At 38.2% G+C, this 20615-nt stretch carries 21 protein-coding genes; 9 read left to right on the forward strand and 12 right to left on the reverse strand.

Annotated features, from left to right (window positions below; all coding sequences use genetic code 11):
* Window positions 1–162: 162 nt before the first annotated feature.
* A complete protein-coding gene (locus GD597_RS05860; RefSeq protein WP_171606899.1) occupies window positions 163–1719 on the forward strand; it encodes a sensor histidine kinase in 1557 nt (518 codons plus the stop codon).
* 248 nt (window positions 1720–1967) lie between these two features.
* Window positions 1968–3773 (forward strand): PAS domain S-box protein, encoded by a 1806-nt coding sequence (locus GD597_RS22070; protein WP_171606900.1) that lies wholly within the window; start codon window positions 1968–1970, stop codon window positions 3771–3773.
* Window positions 3774–3800: 27 nt separating this feature from the next.
* Here the strand turns inward: GD597_RS22070 and GD597_RS05870 are convergent, their stop codons facing one another.
* The 8 genes from GD597_RS05870 to GD597_RS05905 all read right to left on the reverse strand — a co-directional run bounded on the left by GD597_RS05870 (window position 3801) and on the right by GD597_RS05905 (window position 11521).
* Entirely contained in the window at window positions 3801–4244 is a 444-nt protein-coding gene (locus GD597_RS05870; protein ID WP_171606901.1) for a response regulator, read from the reverse strand.
* Window positions 4245–4250: 6 nt separating this feature from the next.
* On the reverse strand, window positions 4251–5756 hold the full coding sequence (locus tag GD597_RS05875; RefSeq protein WP_171606902.1) for a response regulator: 1506 nt from the start codon (window positions 5754–5756) through the stop codon (window positions 4251–4253).
* Window positions 5757–6113: 357 nt separating this feature from the next.
* The gene (locus GD597_RS05880; RefSeq protein WP_171606903.1) at window positions 6114–6584 is read right to left on the reverse strand and encodes a TlpA family protein disulfide reductase; all 471 of its coding nucleotides are present in this window, start codon (window positions 6582–6584) and stop codon (window positions 6114–6116) included.
* A gap of 62 nt (window positions 6585–6646) precedes the next feature.
* Window positions 6647–7171 (reverse strand): heavy-metal-associated domain-containing protein, encoded by a 525-nt coding sequence (locus GD597_RS05885; RefSeq protein WP_171606904.1) that lies wholly within the window; start codon window positions 7169–7171, stop codon window positions 6647–6649.
* Window positions 7172–7194: 23 nt separating this feature from the next.
* Entirely contained in the window at window positions 7195–7704 is a 510-nt protein-coding gene (locus GD597_RS21860; RefSeq protein ID WP_216368523.1) for a heavy-metal-associated domain-containing protein, read from the reverse strand.
* A gap of 291 nt (window positions 7705–7995) precedes the next feature.
* Window positions 7996–8373, reverse strand: a complete 378-nt coding sequence (locus GD597_RS05895) for an HYC_CC_PP family protein (RefSeq protein WP_171606905.1) — start codon at window positions 8371–8373, stop codon at window positions 7996–7998.
* Window positions 8374–8463: 90 nt separating this feature from the next.
* Entirely contained in the window at window positions 8464–10503 is a 2040-nt protein-coding gene (locus tag GD597_RS05900) for a putative porin (RefSeq protein WP_171606906.1), read from the reverse strand.
* Between the two features lie 193 nt (window positions 10504–10696).
* Window positions 10697–11521 (reverse strand): purine-nucleoside phosphorylase, encoded by an 825-nt coding sequence (locus GD597_RS05905; protein WP_171606907.1) that lies wholly within the window; start codon window positions 11519–11521, stop codon window positions 10697–10699.
* A gap of 140 nt (window positions 11522–11661) precedes the next feature.
* Between GD597_RS05905 and GD597_RS05910 the strand changes: the two genes are divergently transcribed.
* Window positions 11662–12303, forward strand: a complete 642-nt coding sequence (locus tag GD597_RS05910; RefSeq protein ID WP_171606908.1) for an HAD family hydrolase — start codon at window positions 11662–11664, stop codon at window positions 12301–12303.
* Window positions 12304–12405: 102 nt separating this feature from the next.
* Here the strand turns inward: GD597_RS05910 and GD597_RS05915 are convergent, their stop codons facing one another.
* Window positions 12406–13674, reverse strand: coding sequence for a serine hydrolase domain-containing protein (locus GD597_RS05915; RefSeq protein WP_171606909.1), 1269 nt, complete (start codon window positions 13672–13674; stop codon window positions 12406–12408).
* 116 nt (window positions 13675–13790) lie between these two features.
* On the opposite strand from GD597_RS05915, the gene coaE reads away from it, so the two are divergent.
* The 5 genes from coaE (at window position 13791) to GD597_RS05940 (ending at window position 16050) form a co-directional block, all read left to right on the forward strand.
* Window positions 13791–14384, forward strand: a complete 594-nt coding sequence (gene coaE, locus GD597_RS05920) for a dephospho-CoA kinase (protein WP_171606910.1) — start codon at window positions 13791–13793, stop codon at window positions 14382–14384.
* Between the two features lie 4 nt (window positions 14385–14388).
* Window positions 14389–14886, forward strand: a complete 498-nt coding sequence (locus tag GD597_RS05925; protein ID WP_171606911.1) for a GNAT family N-acetyltransferase — start codon at window positions 14389–14391, stop codon at window positions 14884–14886.
* Between the two features lie 125 nt (window positions 14887–15011).
* Window positions 15012–15377 carry a cupin domain-containing protein gene (locus tag GD597_RS05930; protein ID WP_171606912.1) on the forward strand — a complete coding sequence of 122 codons (366 nt, stop codon included), beginning with the start codon at window positions 15012–15014 and terminating at the stop codon, window positions 15375–15377.
* Entirely contained in the window at window positions 15374–15694 is a 321-nt protein-coding gene (locus GD597_RS05935) for an antibiotic biosynthesis monooxygenase family protein (protein WP_171606913.1), read from the forward strand. The genes GD597_RS05930 and GD597_RS05935 overlap by 4 nt, the downstream gene beginning before the upstream one ends.
* A 2-nt stretch (window positions 15695–15696) precedes the next feature.
* Window positions 15697–16050 (forward strand): hypothetical protein, encoded by a 354-nt coding sequence (locus GD597_RS05940; protein WP_171606914.1) that lies wholly within the window; start codon window positions 15697–15699, stop codon window positions 16048–16050.
* Between the two features lie 15 nt (window positions 16051–16065).
* Here GD597_RS05940 and GD597_RS05945 read toward each other — a convergent pair whose 3' ends face one another.
* The 3 genes from GD597_RS05945 to GD597_RS05955 all read right to left on the reverse strand — a co-directional run bounded on the left by GD597_RS05945 (window position 16066) and on the right by GD597_RS05955 (window position 18809).
* Window positions 16066–16458 carry a hypothetical protein gene (locus GD597_RS05945; protein WP_171606915.1) on the reverse strand — a complete coding sequence of 131 codons (393 nt, stop codon included), beginning with the start codon at window positions 16456–16458 and terminating at the stop codon, window positions 16066–16068.
* Window positions 16459–16644: 186 nt separating this feature from the next.
* Window positions 16645–17835: a pyridoxal phosphate-dependent aminotransferase gene (locus GD597_RS05950; RefSeq protein ID WP_171606916.1), complete on the reverse strand. Its 1191-nt coding sequence runs from the start codon at window positions 17833–17835 to the stop codon at window positions 16645–16647.
* Between the two features lie 266 nt (window positions 17836–18101).
* On the reverse strand, window positions 18102–18809 hold the full coding sequence (locus GD597_RS05955) for a DUF4397 domain-containing protein (RefSeq protein WP_171606917.1): 708 nt from the start codon (window positions 18807–18809) through the stop codon (window positions 18102–18104).
* Between the two features lie 328 nt (window positions 18810–19137).
* Between GD597_RS05955 and GD597_RS05960 the strand changes: the two genes are divergently transcribed.
* Window positions 19138–20565: an L-serine ammonia-lyase gene (locus tag GD597_RS05960; RefSeq protein WP_171606918.1), complete on the forward strand. Its 1428-nt coding sequence runs from the start codon at window positions 19138–19140 to the stop codon at window positions 20563–20565.
* The last annotated feature ends 50 nt before the right edge of the window (window positions 20566–20615 follow it).

The raw sequence follows: 20615 nt of genomic DNA on the forward strand, positions 1-20615 counted from the left end.
TTTCTTAAGTTAAGAAGTGCATACAAAAATCCGGAAATAAGATCATATATTTTTTATTCAAAATAGTTTATCTTTCAATCTGATAAGTTATTCATGGATAACAGGTAAGCATTCTGGTTTGTTTCAATGAATTGATCAATCAGCTAACTTAACGATACTCATATGAAAACTGAATTAACCAATATTTGTAAAGAAAAATCATCAAGGTTTGTGGCTTCATTATTTCCATCCTCAATAGATCATCAGTGCCAGCAATTGGCTTCAGACATTGCCGGTATTGGCTTTTGCCAGTTGCATTACTCAGAAAATCACTTGTTATACGATCAAAAATTGCTGGATATACTACACTTAAGTGAGTATAATAGCCAGAATGGGTTGTCAGATTTTTTTAGCCTGCTGCATATGGATGATGCTGGTTTTGTAAAAGAGGCAATTGACAATGCAATAATCAGTGGCCAATTAACTATTGAATGCAGGTTGGTGAATGAAAGTAATATACAACGCTGGCTGGCTGTAAAAGGCACTGTATACAATTCTGAAGATACTTCAAAGCCTGTTTTACTTCTGGCATGTAGAGATATTACCCAGGAGAAAAATTCTGTTGAAACAATTGCTGCGCTAACAAAAAAACTTTCGCTTGCAACCAGCTCGGGCAAAATTGGACTTTGGGATATTTTACTGCCCGATTTTGAAATTCATTGGGATGAATCTATGTACCAGCTTTTTGGGCTAGCCAGCAACAAAGCGCAACCACTATTTGCAGTGTGGCTAAAAAGTATTCACGAAGAAGATGTAGAAGCACAGAAAAATATTATCGAAAATGCCATTGCCGAAAAAACAAATTTTGAATCGGAGTTTCGTATAGTTAGGCCTGATAACTCTATACGTTATTTAAAATCCTATGGTTTTTTAAGGCATAATACTAAAGGTGATGTATGCGGTGTACTGGGTGCTTATCTTGATATTACCGATCAAAAAAATGCGGAGCAGGAGCTTTCCCGCCTAAACCAAAACCTGGAAAAAAGAGCCGAGGAATTAATTGCTTCCAATAACGAGCTGGAACGCTTTGCCTATATTGCCTCACACGATTTACAGGAGCCGCTTAGAATGGTAAGCAGTTTTATGCATTTACTTACCGATCAATACGGCGACACACTTGATAGCGCTGCAAAAGAATATATTCATTATGCTGTAGATGGCGCAGAGCGTATGAAACGGCTAATAATGGATTTGCTGGAGTATTCCAGGGTAGGTACCAATAAAGATAAATATGAACAGGTAGATATTAACCAGGTATTAAAAAATATTGAGCAGGTTTTTGAGCCTGAATTATCTGAAACAAAAGGACAAATTATTTATGGCGAATTGCCAGTTATAAAAGGTATTGCCACACAAATAGAACAATTGTTTCAAAACTTAATTAGCAATGCTTTAAAATACCATGGCAGCCTGCCCCCAAAAATTTATATTACCTATAAAGAAGATGAGCAGTACTGGACATTTTTTGTAAAAGACAATGGCATTGGTATTAATGCAAAATTCTTTGAAAAAATATTTGTAATTTTTCAAAGATTACATTCCAATTCAAAATACTCTGGTACAGGAATAGGCCTTGCTGTTTGTAAAAAAATTGTAGACCGGCATAAAGGAAGTATTTGGGTAGAGTCTGAGCCAAATATTGGTAGCATTTTTTATTTTACAGTGTATAAATATTTATAATAACAGGCATTATTTACCCGGCTGCAAAACAATTGGCATCACCACTTGCGTCGCACACTTGTACTGTGAAGCATTGTGCAACTAATATGAATTTTTTGATGCCATGAAAACAGAACGATGAACCGAGCGTGGCAAGTAAAGCCTAATAGATATTTAAAAGCTGGCTAACAAAAATAAAAGGCTATAAACCCAAACACCTGATTTTTCATAGCTAATGAATTGTATTATTCCATTTAAATAATTATACCGTGTTAGACAAACAAATTGATATTTTAATTGTGGAAGATAATCCCGGCGACAGGCTTATTCTTTCTACGTATCTTAAGAAAACAGGTTTGCATATTGGTGAATTATTTATTGCAGAAGACCTGGAAAGCGCCTTTGCCATTTTATCAGAGCAAAAACCCGATATAGTTTTTCTGGATTTGTTTTTGCCGGATTCAATAGGGCTCGACTCATTTAGACGCGTTGCCAATGTAAATGCATTTATACCCATTGTAATTTTAACTGGTTTGTCGGATGCCCGGTTGGCGCTGGAAGCCATTGCATCAGGCGCACAGGATTATTTGATTAAGGGTGATTTTAATGAAAAGATTTTAAATAAAACCATACAGTATAGTATAGAGCGCAAGCTGGCACATTTACAGCTGGCACTAAGTGAAAAACGTTTCAGGGCCTTAAGTGAAAATAGTTATGATGGATTAACTGTATTGAATAAAGACCTTGGCATTATAGAAATAAGCCCAGCCGGCAGAAAAATTTTGGGCTATTCGCCAGATGAAGTGATAGCACAATTTAGTATTGAGGTTATTCACCCCGAAGATCAGCAACTGGTAAATAAATCTTTAAACGAAATACTGGAAGATGCCACCATTGTGCGGCTGATTGAATACCGTTTTGAAATGCCTGATGGCAGTTATAAATGGCTGGAATCATCGTTTCATAATTTGTTACATGAACCTGCTGTAAATGCTATTGTATTAAACTACCGCGAAATAACAGAGCGAAAAAAGTCTGAATCATTACTAAAAGAATCGGAAGAACGTTATCGTTTTTTGTTTGAGAAAAACCCTATGTCAATTATGATATGGGATATTGCCACCCTGCAAATATTGGAAGTAAACGAAACCATGAATTTTGAATATGGCTATTCAAAAGAAGAGCTGCCTGGTATGGGTATTATGGATATATGCGCTGCAGAAGAACAAAAAGCATTTAAACAATTTGCGGATAAATTTTATACCAGTGCCGACAATTTATTTACAGGTATTTGGCAACATAGAAAAAAGGATGGCGAATTAATGACCATGGAAATATTTTTTCATAAAATTTACTATCGTGGCCGGCAATGTGTATTGGCTATGGTAAAAAATATTACCGAAAAACTTTTTCTGGAAGCAAGACTGGAAGAAGAAAAATCTAATCAGCAAAAACAAATTACTGAAGCAATTATTAAAGCACAGGAAAGGGAGCGGGCCGAGATTGGTAAGGAATTACATGACAACGTTAACCAGATATTGTCTATTACCAATTTGTATTTGCATTGCGCCATTACAGGTGTAGGATCTAAGGAAAATTTTATTGCCGATAGTAAGAAAAATGTAATGGATGCCATGAAGGAAATACAAAAAATTTCCAGGGCTATTACACCACCAGATATTTCTTATCTTGGCTTAGAGCCTGTCATAAAATCGCTTACTGCCAATCTCAAATCAACCAATATGTATGAGATTGATCTGGTGCTTGATTTTGGCGAGGAGGAAGAGATAAATAATAATATAAAGCTTACTATATACAGGATTATTCAGGAGCAAATCAATAATATTATCAAACATGCCGAGGCCAAAAAAATCAATATTACTTTAATAAAATCTGATGATAATATCCTGGAACTGGATATTGTAGATGATGGTAAAGGTTTTGAAATGGGTAAAACCAATTATGGCATAGGGATAACCAATATTAAAAACAGGGTAGAACTGTATAATGGACAAATGGAGTTAATATCCTCACCCAATGCAGGTTGTAGCCTGCATGTTACATTTCCATTGTAATATATAAAGAAATAAAGCGGATTAATATTAAGCAATTTGTGCCTGAAAATTGGGTACAAAATGCTTTATTAACCACTTGTTGTATTTCAGGTTTTCTATTTCTGCCGGATTCAATGGCTTTGATAAAAATTCAATAACACTTTTATATTTTCTTGCTTTTATCGGATCCTGTGGATCAACAGATGAAGACAGAATTACTATTTTAATTTCAGGGAATTTATTGCCAAATTCTTTTTCGTAAGCCTCTATAAATTGCCAGGCATCCATCACGGGCATATTAATATCCACAATAATTAATTCCGGCATTTCATGGTATAGTTGCAGGCTGTTTAATTCCTTCAGGTATTCCAATGCGGCATTTGCACTTAGTAAACCTACATAATGCTCGCAAAAAGCTGCTTGTTTTAACTGGTACTTTGATAGAATGAGCGTTACTTCATCATCATCAATGGCAAGTGTACGGTGTATCATGGCCGGTTAATTTAAGTTTTTAAACAATATTTTATATTGGGTGCCCATATCAATTGCACTATCTATTTCTACTGTACCGCCTAAGGCTTTTACCTGAGATTTTACTGTGTAAAGTCCAAGTCCTTTGCCAACCGAGTTTTTATGAAAACGCTGGTGCAAACCAAAAACCTTTTCCTTATATCGTTTCAAATCAATGCCCGAACCATTATCGGCATAATATAAAATGGTATGATTGTCTGTTTTTGTTGTTTTTACCTCTACTTTTAATTGTCTGTCGGTAGATTTATATTTAATTGAATTAGAAAGCAGGTTGTACATGATATTTTCCAGGTAAGTTTGATTAAAATAAACCCACTGTACCTCGTTAAAATTCTCATCAAATATCATATCGGCCTCTTCAATCATATTTCTGAGGGATAGTTTTACGTTTTCAAAAAGCAGTTTAAAGTTTAGTAACTCAACTTTTACATTTTCTTTTTTTCTGATTAGTAAAATATTCATCAAATCCTGCAAAGTGTCATTTAACTGTTTGGAGGAATGCACCACATTCTCAAACAGCATATTTAAGGTTGGGTCTGGTATTTGCTGCAATGCAATTAACTCTTCAAAACCAAGTATGTTCGATAAAGGTGCTCTAACATTGTGCGAAATAATATAGGCAAATTCCTGCAGGTCTTTATTGCTTTGGGTTAATTCTTCAATCAACAGGTTTTTTTCCTTTTCACTTTTTTTGCGTTCGGTAATATCTCGGGTGGCACCAATTAATCTAAGTGCTTTACCCTCTTTATCTCTTAAAATATAGGCTTTGTTTTGAACATGAATATAAACGCCATCACCGCGTTTAACCCTAAACTCTTCGGCATATTCAGTTTTTTTGCCATCGTTTAAAACTTTCAGCAGGTTCTTATACACTTTACCAATATCCTCGGGGTGAATACTTTCAGCCCATTCAAAAGGGTTATCGCTGCATAAAATATCATCTTCCCCCATTAATTTTTTCCAGCCTTCTTCACTGCGGTAAAACAATTTTTTCTCCAGGTCGTAATCCCACACCATATCCTGTGTTGCTTTTGTAGCCAGGGTATAGCGTTCATTCATTTCCTTAATTTTAACTAAATTTCTTTTTCTTTCTATACTGTATTGAATGGTTTTATATAAAATCTTTTTATCAAACTCGCCTTTTTCCAAATAATCCTGTGCACCGTTTTTTATGGTTTTGTATGCTACTCTTTTGTCTGAGTAACCCGTTAAAACAATAATGGGTAGATCTTCTGCTACTTTGTTAATGGCATTAAAGGTTTCTAATCCCGAGCTGTCGGGTAAAAATAAATCCAGGAATATTAAACTAATGCTTTTATCCTTTTCAAGGTAGTGAATAGCATCCGCCAGGTTTTCTACCGAATGAATACAGCAAACAATCTCTGTTTTAGAAAGAATGGTTTTAATGTAGAGCAAGTCACCAGGATTGTCCTCTACAATAAGAATGTTTATATTCTCGTCAATAGTTAGCATATTAATTACTTATTGGCCTTACGGATTTTGGATACGAAATAGGTTCAGTTAGCACTTTTGATGTATAAAGTACCCACTATAAAAATGCACAATGGGTAGTACCTCAGAATGAAATGGTGTAGAGATAATTCTACAAACTAATAAATGTGGTAAAAAAAAATGCACTAACTACCATTTTGGTTGTTAGTGCATTTTGTAAAAGAATTGTTATTGGCCCGGCAAATTAACCTTGGGCAACTGTACTTGCGTCGCACACTTCAGGGTTCCTCATTTATGGCAACTAATCCGCTTTGTTCAATGAAACCACTGGTTCAAAAACGGGTAATAACTAAATGGAAAGGTTTTATAAGCAATAACTTATTTCAGCCCATCTTTTAGCATTTTTTCCAGTTCCTGGTGAGATGGGTTTATGGCCAATATCTTCCCTTTAGTATCTAATAAAAAGGTATTTGGTATAAAGTTAACTTCCCATGGTCCGGCATAATCGCCTTTTATATCCAGTACACTCGGCCAGCTGATTTTATCTTCTTTCATAGCCAGTTTCCAGTCATTTGCATCATTGTCTAAAGAAATGCTATACACTTCAAAGCCTTTGCTATGATAGGCAGAATATATTTTCTTCAATGATGGTACCGTCCTGCGGCAGGGCCCACACCAACTGGCCCAAAAATCTATTAATACCATTTTTCCCTTTAAAGAGGATAAACTAATGGTTTTACCCGCGGCATTGGGTAAACTTATTTCTTTGGCATTTGCACCCACAGCAGGTTGTGCATAAGAAAAGCTAAATACTAAACTGGCAATAAGTAAAAGTGATAGTTTCTGCATCAAATAAAATATTAATGTAAAAGCAACTGTTTCAAAAGCATATTTGAAACAGTTGCCGGTTATTATAACGTAACGTGGTACACTTTGGTACCACTGATTGTACTACAAGTGGATGATACCCCATTATTCATGCATGGCAAAGCCGCATATTTCTTAAACTCCTTTTCGGTTTCAAAGTGTTTATCTAACAGCGTAACTACTTTTTCACCGTTTAACACCTGATCCTGAACATTTACAAAATGCAGTTCTAAGCCTGCTGTATTTACCTTAGCATCGTTTTTAATAGCCACATTATTAAATTGCATGGCCACCTTTAAGCGGGTTATATAATATCCCGCTTCTACAATGGTTTTATTAATGTCGTCAAAATCTATTGTAGCATCCTTTTTAAATACAATAGCATAGCTTTCGTCCTTAAAATTGGTTTTTACACTTTCTATTACGGGCATTTTTTTCAGGGCCTCATAAATAGTTTTGCTGCACATGCTGCAGGTTATACCGCCTGGCGTTAGTGTTGCTTTTGTTACCTGCGCCTTTGGTTGAAGGCTACATGCCAATAATAAAACTGCTAACCATATATTTTTCATACACATATTGCTAAAAGTGCAATTTACATTTTTCCGCAATCTTTACCGTTACAGCAGCTTTGTTTTGCTGTAGCATCTTTCATATCGTTGCAACAGGCCATGGCTGTATCTTTTTTGCAGCAGTTGTCCATTTTGGCACATTTATCTGCATCGCCGCAACATTTCATGGTATTGTTATTGTTTGCAGCGCTGTTGCCTTTTGCAGCTGGTCTGTCGTACTGGCAACATTTATCCAGTTTTTTGTAATCGGCCTCTTTTGCTTTTTTGTCCTGCGTATCATACCCTGCGCCGGCTATTTTTTCCTGAATTTTAGTATTGCTTGTTTTTGTAGCATTATAGCTTACAACAAGTAATTTGCTGGTTTTGTTCCAGTCGGCAGTGGTTGCGCCTGCAGACAGGGCAGCCGTTTCTATATGTTCTTTACAACTGCCGCAGTTACCCCAAACTTTTATGGTATCGGTGGTAGTTTGTGCGCCGGCTAAAAAAACTATCAGTGAAAATGCAGTAGTAAGCACTGCTATATACTTTTTCATATCGTTATATATTAATGTGATGATTGATTGTGGCAATATACGCCTCCTGCCAAAAAATGCAGCAGGATATATAGTAAAATAAGGTTATAATTTTTTTTTGATGGATTGGTTTTGGTTCCGCCAAGGCTGCAATGGACATCGTTTTTTGCATCGCATTTGGCTCTCCTGCACATCTTTAATATAGCTTTTTTAATAGCCTTTTTGTTGCAAATAGAACCTGTAGTACAAGTGTGCGACGCAACGGCTGCTGCACAAAGCTTCAACAGCCCGGTACACAAGATTAACCTGTTATCAAATTCTGAAAACGCAGTTTTTTATATAAGACTTTGTATTGTTTATTAGCGGTGGGTCATTGGCTTTGGATGCTAAAAAGGGATTTATAGCCAGTCCATAAGCATCAATAAAATCAGGTGCCTGAGGTAAAGCGATTTGTGGTGTGCTGAAAATGAACTCAGGATTGGCCTTTTCATGTGCGTCGTTCACTTTTACCAACTTGTATAAGTGCCCACAGCAAGGCATTTTAGCTTTACAGTTGCCGCAAACCTCATTGGTATACTGGTTAATGCTTACACCTTCTACCTTGCCCATACAATAGTGTATATTAATGGCAAGACCGGTTGACATACCCAGGTATAAAAATGCTAATATGGTGGCAACTGCCCTTTTCATGAAATGTAAAGGTAAAGAGGAATGGTGATTTTAAAAATGATGCAAACGCTTTTTATGTTAATGCGGTAAGAAATTTAAATGGTAAACCTCTTAGTTTACAAAATTCCACCAAATGCCGATATGCAGCCACATAGACCGGTGAGGAAAATGCGGTGCCTCGAAATTGTTATTGGTAAAACGGTATTTATCGTTACGGTTAAGCGTGTTGATATTTTCTACCCGTAAAAAGCCTTTAAAACTTTTAATACGAATATGTAAAAAAGCATTTACATCAGGTGTGTTATTGGCTGTAGAAAACTCGTTTTGCAAAAAGAATTGGCCATTTAAAGGAGAGTAATTATCGGCCTTATAGGCGGTATGGTAGCTTACTTCAAAACCGGTGGACATAAACAGGTTGGTGAAAAAGTTGCCTTCAAATGCAAAGCGGTTGCGGGTTAACAGAAAGGGCAGGTTAACAGGTGCATCGCCGGTTTTTTGCTGCACATGCGCATCTATATACCAATTCCAGTGTTTAGATAGCTTTATTTGCTTCTCAGCACCTATATGTAGTACATTGAACAGCGCTGATTGTTGCTTTGCCGTAAAATAGTTATCTAAATAAATATAATTGCTTACTATATAATAATCGCCGGTTAAATTAACTTTTAAACTTGCCAGGTTAATATTGGCAAAAGCACGGGCTATGTTTTGCTTGCCAAAATTGCCACTGGGTTGCACTGGAAAAGACGTTTCGCCCGGCGAAAAAATTGCAGATTCTGACCTGTTTACATTTTGAAACCCTAACCGCATTCCGCCCTTGTTTTTATCCAGTAATCTTTCCAGGATTAACAAAGCCTCATAATCACCGGCATAGTTACCGGCCGAGTAAAATTTGCCGCTGGCGGCTACATCCCATTTTTTGTTACGGGTACGGTTTCGGTATTCTGCTGCTACATAAATATTGCTATAGGTAGTATTATAGGGGTAATAGCCACCGGCAATCATTTCATAACCGGCGCCGGCTTTAAAAAACTGGTTCAGGTTATTTTTTTGTGGAAAGGAGATTATGCTAAAATCGTTTGAAAGCGTTTTCCATGAATCGCGGAAACTGATGGTATCGGTAAGTCGGGTGAATTGGTAATATTTTGAATACAGCGAATCAACCGGGTAGTAATCCTGAAATACATAATTCAATTTTCTAAACTCCATCGTATGCTGAAACCGCAGCCTGGGGTAAAATAATTTATAGGTTACAGAATCGGTTACCAGCGAATCTTTTTGCCCAAGGTCATAATTATGCCTAAAAAGCAGGATGGTTTCATCGTAAGCCGTACCTGTTTTAATTAGTGTAGAAAAAAAGTTTCTGGAAAAAGAAGAAGCATTGCCCAAACGGGTAGGAATTCCATAAGGATCGTTAAAAGAAAGGCCGCTTAGCTTGCTATCATCCTGAATACCCCCATTTTCTGCCGAACGTAATTTGTTGGAAATATAAATTACATTTCCTGCATAACGTTTATTTGGGCTAATAAATGCCACATTAAGACGAATATTGTTATGGCTGGTATTCTGGTTTTTAAAAGCACCGGGGGCATTAATTAAGCGATAGTCAAACCCAAAATTAATATTGCTTTTACGGTTTTGGGTATGGGTAATATTAATCATTTGTTCAGACTTACTGCCCAACATATAACCCAATTCGGTATAAGGCCTGGTTGTGGTATACAATTTTGTGTTTTCAATAGTATACCTATACTGGTCATAGCTATGAAAACCCGCATCCCAGCCCGCTTTCATAAATGGGGTAAAAATCATTGATCGGGTGGCATTACCAAAATTGCCCAAATCGGTATAATACCAGGGTACAGGATACCTGGAATAGAAATCGTTTACCGTAGAATCCAGCTTATAGGTTTTGGTAGAATCAAAAAAATGATAACTGATGGTGATGGAATCTGCCAATGCATCCCTATGCTGTAATTTGTTATTCGCAGAATCGGTTTTGGCGGTAGGTCTCAATCTGCTGTTTAAGGGTGAACCGCTGGAGTTGCTGTTATTATAGCCACCATTATCATTAATTTGAGCACCAGCTTTTGTTGAACCAACAAATACCAGTGCCACAAGTAATATATATACCAAAAAGTTCTTAGCCATTTATCCCTTTAAATTGCGCAAATTAACTGTAAAGCTGTGAATGAAAATACAAATCCTTTTTGTTGGCAGCTAAAGCAATATTATTAGCCCGGCTTACACGTAAAATGCAGCATTACTTGCGTCGCACACTTGTACTTAAGGTAATACTATTCAGCAGTAAGCAGCAAATAATACAAATGGGCTTCCCTACATTTTATATTACCGCCACCATTTCTTTAAACAACATGGTTAGCTTGGGTTCTGCATCTTTGGCTGCGGCCAGCACTTCTTCATGTGTAATGGTGTTTTCCTCGTCCCTAATGCCTAAATCTGTAATAACACTTATGGCAAATACGGTTATTCCGGCATGTCTGGCAGCAATTACTTCCTGTACGGTGCTCATACCAACCGCATCACCACCAACCGCTTTTATCAGCCTGTATTCGGCATGGGTTTCAAAAGTTGGGCCTGTAACACCGGTGTAAACGCCTTCTTTTAAATGATAACCCAGTTTTTCTCCAATAATTTTAGCCTTGGCAATCAGGGCTTTGGCATAAGGTTCACTCATATCCGGAAAACGTGGGCCTAATTCATCTTCATTGGCGCCTAATAATGGATTAATGGTAAACAGGCTGATATGATCTTTAATAATCATCAGGTCTCCTATTCCAAAATCGGGGTGTACCCCGCCTGCAGCATTTGATAATAATAAGGTGGCTACACCCAGCATTTTCATTACCCTTACCGGAAAAGCCACCTGCTGTGGGGTATAGCCTTCATAAAAATGAAAGCGGCCTGCCATAACCACTACCTGCTGCCCGCTAAGACGGCCAAATATCAGTTTGCCACTATGGCCTTCTACAGTACTTACCGGAAAATTGGGAATACGGCTATAGCTGATTTCTTTTTCAATCTCTATTTCCTGTACCAAATTACCCAAACCACTGCCCAAAATAATACCCACCTTGGGTGTGGCACTATACTCTGTACGAATAAAACTTATTGTTTCCTCTAACTGCCGCATTAATATAGAAGCCATAAATGATTGTATTATCGGTTAATGGCGACAAATATACTGATGACCAAAAAGAACTTTGGCATTCTGATATAAATTGTTTTTTGCAAGGCTATTATGGTGAATAGCTAATGCTGTTTATCTTTAAATAAATAATACAACGCATGCTTATCAAACCGCCAGTTGACGCTCTTATTTTTGATATGGATGGTACTTTATGGGACGCAGTAGAAACCTATGCCCAATCGTGGAATGAATATTTTAAGCAGCATGGAATTACACGTCATATCAGTAAGGCAGATATTCAGGGTTATATGGGGTTAGAAGCGGCTGCCTATTTGGAAAAGGTTTTACCTGCCAATTCTATTGAAGAACGTATAGCTATATACAAGGAAGTGGTAGTTATCCAATACCAATTAATTGCGGCTGTTGGTGGTACTTTGTATAATGGTGTAATAGAAGGGCTACAGGCATTAAGCAAAAAATATAAATTGTTTATCGTTAGCAATTGCCCGGCACATACCATACACTATTTTATTCAATGGGCAAATATTGGCGGGCTGATAACGGATACCGTTGCTCATGGTCAAACAGGCAAACCTAAATGTGAAAATATACAACTGCTGATAGAAAAGTATACCTTTCAATCACCCGTATATATAGGCGATACCAATGGCGATGCCGTACAAAGCCGCTTGGCCAAAGTTCCTTTTGTGTTTGTTGATTATGGATTTGGTAGCTCTACAGATTATGTTGCCCGTTTCAGTTCATTTACTGCACTGGCAGATTATTTTTTAGCCCTGTAATTTGCTATACCCTAAAAGCCTGTTGCCATTTTGTTGGTGTACAAGTGTGCGACGCAAGGATGCCAAATTTATAATCTGATGTTGGGTACATAAAATTGTCATTTATTGTAAAGCCTGGTATACACCCATCCTGAATTTACGCACAAACTCATTATAATGCGCATAGGGATGAACGTTGGTAAATACCAGCAGTATCAGGTTTTCTTTGGGGTCAATGGTATATTCTGAGCAATACATGCCACCCCAGGATAAAGAACCCGTACTGGCATTATCGCCGTGGTGCGATTCGTTGGTAAATATTTGTAAGCCAAGGCCAAACTTATCCTGCCGCTCCCAAACCTCATTTTCGCCAATCTGGTTTTTGCCCATCATTTCTACGGTTTTGCGGCCGAGTATTTGTTTGTTGTTAAAACTGCCGCCATTTAAAATCATCTGGCAAAGTTTTGCATAATCTTCAATGGTACTTACCATTCCCGCACCAGCAGAAAAATAAGTTTTTGCACCGGTAGTGGCAAAAAAACGATAGTCGTTATTGGCGCAAATAGTTAGCGGGGCATCTGCTGAAGGTTTTGAATACAATTCTACCAACCGGCTGGCTTTGGCATCGGGCAAATAGAAATAGGTATCTTTCATGCCTAATGGGTCCAGGATGGTTTCCTTCAAAAATACATCCAGCTTTTTACCGCTTAGAACTTCTATCAGATAGCCAATAACATCTATGTTAAGTCCATATACAAATTTTTCTCCGGGGTCGCTTATTAAAGGCCTTGCAGCAATCCTATTAACTACATCAGCCAAAATATCTGGTTGTGTAGAATTGAAATAGGGTACTTTAAATTCGGGCAAATTCTCTAATGGGTGTTCATAGGGAATGCCTGCGGTATGGCTTAATAATTCACGTATGGTAATTTCGCTTTTGGCGGGCCGGGTTTCATAATTGCCGGTAGCTTCGTTATAATTAACCAACACTTTTGGGTTTTTAAACGCAGGTATATACTTTGAGATAGGATCGTCCAACACAAATTTACCTTGCTCAAATAAGGTAAGTAAACCAACTGTTGCCACCAGTTTTGTTTGGGATGCAATTCGGTAAATATTATCCTTTTTTACAGGCGTTTTTTTCTCCAGATTACTATAGCCATAGGCTTTATTATACACCACTTTGCCATTATGGGCTACAAAGGTCACTGCATTTGGCGCAATTCCCTCGGTAATAAATGCTTCCATCATTGCATCCAGAGTTGTAAGCCGCTCGGCGGAAAAACCAGCATCTGCAGGTGATTTGGCAACGGTAAAAGATTGGGGTTTTTGGGCAACAACAAAAAATGGTAGTAACAGAATAAAACACAAGCCTACATAATATTTTCTCATGGCAATTTAAATTGGCTTGTAAGATAGTAATTAAACTGTTTTATATGATTGGTAAAACAGATTACTGTTTTTAAACTAATTTCAATCATTATTGATAGCAAAGAATTATTGTTTACATGTCGTTGAAAATTGGATTAACAGGTGGTATTGGTAGTGGTAAAAGTACGGTTGCCCGTATTTTTATGGTACTGGGTATTCCTGTGTTTGATGCTGATGCCGCTGCTAAAACCATCATGAATAAGGATGAAGGTCTTAAGCAAAAAATTATGGCTCTTTTTGGTGAAGAAAGTTATCAAAACGGCGTATTGCAGCGTAAATACCTGGCCAATATTGTTTTTAACGATGCACTTAAGTTGGAACAATTAAATGCATTGGTGCATCCCGCCACCATAGCATGGGCCAATAGCTGGGCCCAACAGCAAACCACACCCTATAGTATAAAAGAAGCTGCTTTATTTTTTGAGTCAGGCTCTGCAATGGGCATCGATTATATTATAGGCGTTTATACGCCTGAGCATTTGCGCATTCACCGCGTTATGCAACGCGATCAGGTTACACGCGAAGAAGTGCTGGCACGCATGCATAAACAAATTGATGAAAATATGAAAATGAAACTGTGCGATTTTGTAATAGTAAACGATGAGCAGCAATTGCTAATACCACAGGTGCTGCATTTGCATCAGCATTTTTTATCGCTGAAAAATACTTAGTTACATGTTTAATGCTGTTACCATAATACCTTATGCACAAATTCACCAGCAACAAGTAATAGAACTGGTACTGGGTACTCAACAAAATGAATTTAATATTCCTATTACCCTGCAAGACCAGCCGGATTTGCTGATGGTAGATGTCTTTTACAGAAAGGGCAATGGGAATTTTTGGGTAGCCATTCATAATGAACAGGTTGTTGGCAGTATTGCCTTGCTGGATGCCGGACAAGGCCTTGCCACCTTACGCAAAATGTTTGTGCATAAGGCTTACAGGGGAAGTACATTTAACACCGCACTATTGCTTTACCAGCAACTGGAAACTTTTGCTATTGATCATTCTTTTAACAGCATCATGTTGGGTACAGTTGAAAAACTCATTGCTGCCCGAAAGTTTTATGTAAAAAATGGGTTTGAACTAATTGATAAAACAATGTTGCCTGTACATTTTCCGGTAATGGCAGTAGACAATATGTTTTACGTAAAGCACCTAAACAGGTAATGATTAAATGCAGTTATTGGGCCAGGCAGTTTAATTGCTATTTAGCCCGGTTGCGTCGCACACTTGTACTTTCAGCACCGGTAGGAGCAATAAAAAGAATATTTTAAAACCGCAATAGTTAAACTATGGAAAAAGTAAATATTGCTGAAAAGCTGGCTATGTTTCAGGATTACTGGAACCCAAGAATTGTGGGTGAATTAAACGGGCAGCAGGTAAAACTGGTAAAATTTAAAGGCCCCTTTGTTTGGCACCACCACGAGCAGGAGGATGAATTGTTCCTGGTAATAAAAGGCCGGTTTGTTATGGAATTAAGGGATAAGATTATCACTTTAAATGAAGGTGATTTTTGCATAGTGCCAAGAGGAGTGGAGCACCGCCCCAATGCCGGCGATGAGGAGGTATCTGTTCTTTTATTTGAGCCGGCACAAACGCTAAATACCGGTACGGCCGGTGATACTGCATTTACAAAACATAAACTGGAAACAATATGATTGCTGCCACACCACAGCCACCCTATTATGCGGTTATATTTACCTCATTAAGAACAGATATAGCTGCAGATTATCACCAAACAGCTATGCGGATGGTAGAGCTAGCCGAACAGCAGCCCGGCTACCTGGGCCACGAATCTGCCAGAGAATCGATTGGCATTACAGTATCTTACTGGCAAAGCCTGGAAGCAATTAAAAACTGGAAACAACAAACAGAACATTTACTGGCGCAACAAATGGGCCGCGAACAATGGTATACGCATTATAAAACCAGAATTTGTTTGGTACAAAGAGATTATGGTTTCGAAAAAATATAAACATGAAAAAATTAACCTGGCCACTAATTGTAGTTTGCTTTTTGCTGGCAGCCTTGTATAGCTTTATTTACTTTTTTGTAATACCAAATGCTGCCACTTTTTCTGTACCCTATAAATGGAATTCGATGGTGGCCGGTAAACAAATGGATGAATACTACCAATATGCCGGTAAGCCATTAAAGGAAAAAATTAGCAATGGTAATATTTACAGCCATTGGGAGCAGAAAAAGTTGAATTATCTGTATCAGTTGGATATTACTTTTAATGCAGATTCTACCGCTGTAAATTATGTGGTGCATTATACATTTTCCAACACGCTCTTTTCGCGTAAAGGAATATTAAAAGAAGGAAAATAGCGGGCAGATTACCTGTTAAAACAAATTGCTGATCATGGCATAAACAAACACTACAACGCCTGCCGTGGTTACAAACCAGGCATAAAAATGTTTTGAAATGTACACCTTGGAAACACCATTTTCCACCATATTTTTTCTGGTTAAAAAATACGCCAGTATGCGCTGAAATAATATGGCTCCCAAAAAGCTAATACTTATGGGTTTAAACTGGGTAGGAAATGCACTGATGGTAAAGTAAAATACAGCTATCATTACGATGGTGGTGATAAGCATTATTTTAGATAATTTCATAACACTGCCCGAAAGTACTTTTACTTTATCCTCGTCCGATAGCGTTTTAAAAGCACCCATTTGTATAAACCTGGAAACAAAAACCGTGGCTATTATAATTAGAACTGAGTAATCCATTATTATTTATTTGTGTTGCAAATATGCCGGTTTATAATGATATTTCCGGCTGTTTTACTGCTGCCATATAAGTGGAACCATGAACCGAGCGTGGCAAGGGCCGATGCCATAAGTACCTACAGCCGGTATCCAAATAAAAAACTCCGGAAATAATTCCGGAGTTGATTCTATAAAACCTTTTTGATTTTAGTGCAGTTTAGCCAGTGCATCAATAATTCTTACCCAGGCACGTTCAATATTGTTCATGCTGTTGGCAAAAGAAAAACGAACACAATTGGGTTCCCCAAAAGCATCGCCCATTACTGATGATACGTGGGCTGTATTTAACAGGTACATACAAAATTCTGAAGCACCGGTAATGGTGGTTTCTCCATCTGTTTTACCATAATAGTAGCTAACATCCGGAAAAATATAAAATGCACCTTCGGGAGGGAAACATTTAAAGCCGGGAATATCTTTTACAATTTCCATTACTTTGGCCCTTCTGCGGGTAAACTCTTCAGTCATTTCAAAAGAAGGTTTAAGGTCGCCGGTTAAAGCAACTACAGCTGCTTTTTGGGTAATGGAACAAGTACCGCTGGTAAACTGGCCCTGTAATTTTTCGCAGGCTTTTGCAACAGCAGTACTGGCAGCAATATAACCCAGGCGCCAGCCGGTCATGGCAAAACCTTTACTTAAACCATTTACCAGAATAATACGGTCTTTTAGGTCATCAAACTGGGCAATGCTTTCGTGAGTGCCTACAAAATTGATGTACTCATAAATTTCATCGGAGATAATATAAATATCAGGGTATTTACGAAAAACCTCGGCCAATGCAGTTAATTCTGCTTTACTATACACAGCGCCAGACGGGTTACACGGCGATGAAAACATGAAAAGCTTTGTTTTACTGGTAATGGCTGCTTCCAGCTCAGCCGGAGTAACTTTAAAACCAGCTTCGGCAGTAGTTCTAATTTCTACCACTTTGCCACGGGCCATTTTTACCAGCTCGCTATAAGTAACCCAGTAAGGGGTAGGTATAATTACTTCTTCGCCATCATCTACCAGGGCAAAAATGGTATTGGCAAGGCTTTGTTTGGCACCGGTTGAGGTAATAATATTTTCTGGCTTATAATCTAAATTATTGTCTCTTTTTAATTTGGTGCAAACAGCTTCGCGCAAATCTGCATAACCCGCAACGGGGGTATAGTGACTAAAGTTGTCGTTAATGGCTTTAATGGCAGCGTCTTTAACGTGTTGTGGCGTGTCAAAATCTGGTTCACCAAGGCTAAGGTCAATTACATCAATGCCTTTGGCGCGTAGTTCACGGCCCAGTTTTGCCATTTTGAGCGTTTCTGGCTCACTAAATCTTTCAAGCAATGAAGAAAGTTGCATAATTGTCTACAATTTTTTGTGGCGCAAAAGTAAGCAATCTGCTATTGCTTGTTAAGTTAACATTATCAAACTATTCACTTTTTTACTAACATTAGTAAGCTAATTATAAGAAAACCCATTTTTTTTGAGCCCGGCTTTGGGATGCCTATTTGGGCATCCGTTGCGTCGCACACTTCAGGGCTTGGCCCATTGGGCAGCTAAACAGCCAACAACAAAACAGCCGGCAATAATAGCCGGCTGCATTTTTTATAGGTAGCCTTAGATAATTATTCAACATTCACCACTTGCCCAATGCCTAAAGCCTGTGCGCCTGTACCACCATCAAAACCTTTTAAATAAATGGTGTACGATTTGCCACTTAATAAGTTAATACCACCAAAGCTTTTGTAAATGGTACCACTGCCGGGGGGCGTTTTTATGTCAAGCGTATAAGTGCCTGCTTTGATGGTTTTATATAAGGCCAGTGTAGCATTGCTGTTTTGATCGTTAAACGACCGGGTAGTATAATTAAGTGTATCGTTGGCATTGTAAAAACTGGCATCCAACGCACTTATATTAGGGCAAAATTGCAGGAATCTAACCCTAACAGAATCCGCACCCACTGATGATAAAACATCTTCTACAATGGCGGTTTTTATTTTGCTAAGCGAGTCGATAGCGAAAATAGAATAATATTTACCTGCAGACAAGGTAAGGTTTTGATCTATTAAACTGCTATTGCTGCCATTGGCGTTTACCTTTAAATTATAGGTGCCTGGTGTTACAAAGAAATAACCGGTATCTGCTGTGTATGCAAAGTTTTGCACCAGCCCACCGCCATTCACCAAAATATCAACATTAGGTGCATTTGGCGATGCATGCACCACAAAAAATGCTGCAGATGGAACTGAAGTCTCGTCGCCATTAAGTTTACAACCGGTAACCAAAAGGGCTAATAAAAAGGGCATTACTACTAAAAACTTACTTTTTTTCATGATTTACATTTTCGGGTGGCGAAACTAATACATTCTGCCAAACATATGCTAGAGCTTAATTGCTGATAAAACGTTGCATATGTTAGGAACAGATGTTAAACGCACATATTGCCCCAAAATGATGCCAGAAATGCATAAAAAAAGTTAAAGCCCTTTAATCTGAATTTCTAAAACAAGTTGTTGCTATTTGGTGGGCATTGTAAATAAAGCCTACAGCCTTAGCAGTTAGAATGCGCAAAAAAATCGCATTTTAATAGTTCCGCTTTGTGATTGGAAGAGGCAAACATATGTAAACCCATTAGCATAGATTTGTAATACAATCATTGTTATGCCGCACGAATCTATTTCTGTATTTGATATGTTTAAAATTGGCGTGGGCCCATCCAGTTCGCATACCCTGGGGCCATGGCGGGCTGCTTTACGTTTTTTACAAACTATTCAGCATTGCCAGCCCTTAACAGAAGTGCAAAGGGTACAGGTATTGCTATATGGCTCATTGGCAAAAACGGGCAAAGGGCATGGAACAGATATTGCGGTTATACTGGGGCTTTGCGGGGATGATCCGGTAACTATTGATGTAAATAGTATTACGCCCAAATTAAATACCATTAACACAGACCAAACTATATTATTAAACAATCAGCATGCATTTTCTTTTAATCCATTGCAAGATGTGCAATTTTTGTTTAATGAGTCGTTGCCATTTCATCCTAATGGACTTTGTTTTCTGGCAGATTTTAATAACGGCGAGAGTATAAGCGAAACCTTTTATTCCATAGGTGGTGGATTTGTGGTGAAAGAGGGTGAGTTAGCCGGAGGCAAACAACCAGTTGATTTGCCTTTCCCCATAAACACTGCTGACGATTTGTTGCATTGGTGTATGAAAACAGGGTTGCCTATTCATGAAGTAGTGATGGAGAATGAACTAAGCTGGCATAGCGAAGCTTTTACCCGGCAGGGAGTGCTGGCTATTTGGCAAACTATGAGGGATTGTATATACAGGGGCTGCCATGTAAAAGGCGAATTACCTGGTGGTTTGCATGTTCGCCGCAGGGCTTTTGATTTGAATAAAAAGCTAACCAATGGTAAGGCCTATAATAATGTAAATGAATGGATTGAGTTGATAAGAAATGGCGGGCAACAATTTAATTATATTCTGGATTGGGTGAGTTGTTTTGCCCTGGCAGTGAATGAAGAAAATGCTGCTTTTGGTCGTGTGGTTACGGCACCTACCAATGGGGCTGCTGGAGTAATACCAGCCGTATTATTATATTTTATAGCTTTTTGTAATGGCAATAATGAAGATGCCATAATAAGGTTTCTGTTAACTGCCTCAGAAGTAGGAAGCATATTTAAAAAGGGCGCTACTATTTCTGCAGCCATGGGTGGTTGCCAGGCAGAAATTGGCGTTTCCAGCGCAATGGCTGCCGCAGCACTTACAGAAAGTATGGGCGGCACCCAAAGACAGGCTTTAATGGCCGCAGAAATTGCTATGGAGCATCACCTGGGTTTAACCTGCGACCCAATTGGCGGACTGGTGCAGGTGCCTTGTATAGAACGTAATACCATGGGGGCTATAAAAGCTATTACAGCATCTCAACTGGCGCTGCAAAGTGCACCTGATTATGCTAAAGTAAGTCTTGATAAGGTAATTAAAACCATGTGGGATACCGCTTTGGATATGAATAGTAAATACAAGGAAACCAGTGATGGGGGGCTTGCTATGAATATACCAATAAGTTTAAGTGAGTGCTAATATATGGTTGAATAATCTGGGCTATTTAATAAGCAGCCAACTGTTTTGCA

This window comes from Limnovirga soli (genome assembly GCF_013106755.1).
GTDB lineage: Bacteria > Bacteroidota > Bacteroidia > Chitinophagales > Chitinophagaceae > Limnovirga > Limnovirga soli.